Origin of the sequence: Desertivirga arenae (genome assembly GCF_017355785.1) — a bacterium.
GTDB classification, from domain to species: Bacteria; Bacteroidota; Bacteroidia; order Sphingobacteriales; family Sphingobacteriaceae; genus Desertivirga; species Desertivirga arenae.
Genome location: NZ_JAFEWE010000029.1, coordinates 1 through 2,363, shown reverse-complemented (window position 1 = coordinate 2,363; position 2,363 = coordinate 1). Strand labels below are relative to the sequence as shown.

Genomic DNA, 2,363 nt, shown 5'->3' with positions numbered 1-2,363 from the left:
TTGTTGGAACCTTAAAGATCTTTCCTGCACCGGCTACAATCCCTGTATTTTGGCGAAGTACATTTATGTCAATGCTTTTTGTAGCGAATGCCATCTGACTTTCATGATCGATCATTACTAATGCATGGTCTGTTGGACTTAAAAGATTGGCTGCCGGCTTCTGAGCATAGGCTGCTACCGATACTACTGTGGAGATGAATGCTGCTGCGATGGATTTGATTAGCGTTTTCATAATTTCTTGTTTTTTTATGTGTTTGTGTTTGATTGTTTCGACATTTCAAAGATGCAGCAAAGGGCAGGGGAGGGAAATGACCTGAGGTAAGAAAGAGGCTTGACCGGGGTTAAGAATAAGGCTTGATGTAGGTTAAGGGATTGAAGCAACGCACAAAAAAAGCCCAGCTTGAATGACAAACTGAGCATAGTGGTGCATTAGGACGAGTTATTGTAACTACTATAGAGGAGAAAAAGAAAAGTTAAAATGCCAAAAAAGACAAGCCATACAAGTTGTGCGGAAAGATGATCTTTTCAAATCATTTTTCGCTAACTGTACGGCTTGTCGGATAAGATATTCTTATTTCTGCTTTTTTACTTTACCACGGTAGCTTCGAGCTCTACCGTCAATGTGGCAAATAGCCCTTTAACTTCAAGCAATGTGGTTGCCTGCTGAATACCGTGTTTTGCTAAGAACGGTACATATACATCCATACAAGTAGTGAAAAATTCATTAGTGTTTGTTGTATACACATTTAGACGAACAATATTTTTGCACTCATAGCCTGATTCAGTTATAAGTTGTTCCAGGTTTGTGATAGTTTGGATCAGCTGGCTTCTCATGTCGGCAGAACTTGGCACTCCATTTTCGTCAATGGCAACCTGTCCTGAGCAGTAAAGTGTTCCTTCTGATTGCTTTACTTCTACAGCTTGTACTGAATTTGTGTTTTTACCCCAGGCCCAAGGGTCAATTGATCTTTTTTGCATTTTTTGAACTGTTTAAATTTACAATGCAAAGATGAGCTGGGGTTGTGACAGCCTTATGTCAGGGGGCAAATCGGGATTAGTAAAATTTATCGAAATATTCTTGTAAGGTCATTTTATGTTGCTCAAATTTCTCTGTTAGAACTTGCATTTTGGTAATTCTATCTAATCGGAAATACCTGAATTCTTTCCGCAACCGGCACCAGGCAATTAGTAACCAGTTATCTGTGGTGCTAATGATAGCAAATGGCTCAATAGTCCTTTTGGTCGTTTTTTCGCCTTCGTTGGTATATTCTATTTCTACTAAGTAAAAGTTAGTTAAAGCATTTTGCAGTTCAGACATTATGTTGCTGTTCCTTTCTCTATTAATGTTTTGCTCGAAACGTGTTCTGTCTGCTAACAAATTAGCTTTATCTTTTTCCCTTGGTCTTAATACTGCTTTTATCTTGTCAATTGCATCAATATAGTCCTTAATAAATGAGGTGTCTTTATTTTTTAAAACCAGTTGTTCGGCCAGGATCAAGGCGTTAGCTTGTTTTTCTGTAAACATCACTGGTGGAATTTTGTACCCTTCCATTAATGTATAGCCTTTCCCATCCTCAGTTATGATTGGAACACCAGCTTGTTCGAGAGCTCTTATGTCCCGATAGATCGTTCTGATACTTACATTGAATTTCTCTGAAAGAGCCGTAGCCGTTAAAAGCCGTTTGGTTTGCAGCTGAGTTAAAATTGCCGTCAGGCGTGAAATCCGTTTCGTATCGTTGTCGTTCATGTTTTTCTGAAATTGATTTGTAATGCTTTGTGACACTAGGGTAAAGGGTCTGAGTTAGCATAGTCAAATTGGGAGCTAAAAATAAGGATAGAAGAATTTAAAGTTTAACCATTTGTGAATTCTTGATCAAAAGGTAATGATACCAGTATTTTCTGTTTTGATGAAGCAATATTAAGGGCTATTCCAGTGATCAGAAAATGGATGAAAGGGTTTGAAAGGCTTTGAAAGAAAATGAAAGAATTTGAAAGAAAAGGTGTTAAAAAAAGGGCTCGGCTTTGCCTGTTTTTCGTCTTTTCTTTTACTATTTGTTAAGACTGATTCGGGACCGCTTTTATATTCGTTTTACTGTTCTTTTACTAGTCTTTTACAGTTCTTTTACTTCTCTTTTAATTAAGTCGGCCAAGACTCCCTTGAAAGTCGTCCAAGAGTCGGAGGGTTTCCGAAGCGGTCTTAGATACTTCCCGAAGCGGAGTAAAAGACTTGCCGAAGTGTCTAGTCCTAGTATAGCTTTACACTCGTCCTGGATTAATTTGACATCGTCCTGAATAGGACTTAACATATCCTGATTAAGGATTACATTTTATTTAGCTCGAATATAGCAATTGTTCTTGCTGAA

2 protein-coding genes and 1 pseudogene are annotated in these 2,363 nt (G+C 38.1%); all 3 read right to left on the bottom strand.

Going from position 1 to position 2,363, the window contains the following annotated elements; translation table 11 throughout:
- Positions 1-232, bottom strand: a pseudogene (locus J4N24_RS25310) (hypothetical protein); the annotation flags it as partial.
- Positions 233-585: 353 nt separating this feature from the next.
- Positions 586-978 carry a RidA family protein gene (locus J4N24_RS25305; protein ID WP_207536533.1) on the bottom strand — a complete coding sequence of 131 codons (393 nt, stop codon included), beginning with the start codon at positions 976-978 and terminating at the stop codon, positions 586-588.
- A gap of 76 nt (positions 979-1,054) precedes the next feature.
- Positions 1,055-1,747 (bottom strand): helix-turn-helix transcriptional regulator, encoded by a 693-nt coding sequence (locus J4N24_RS25300; RefSeq protein WP_207536532.1) that lies wholly within the window; start codon positions 1,745-1,747, stop codon positions 1,055-1,057.
- Positions 1,748-2,363 lie beyond the last annotated feature (616 nt).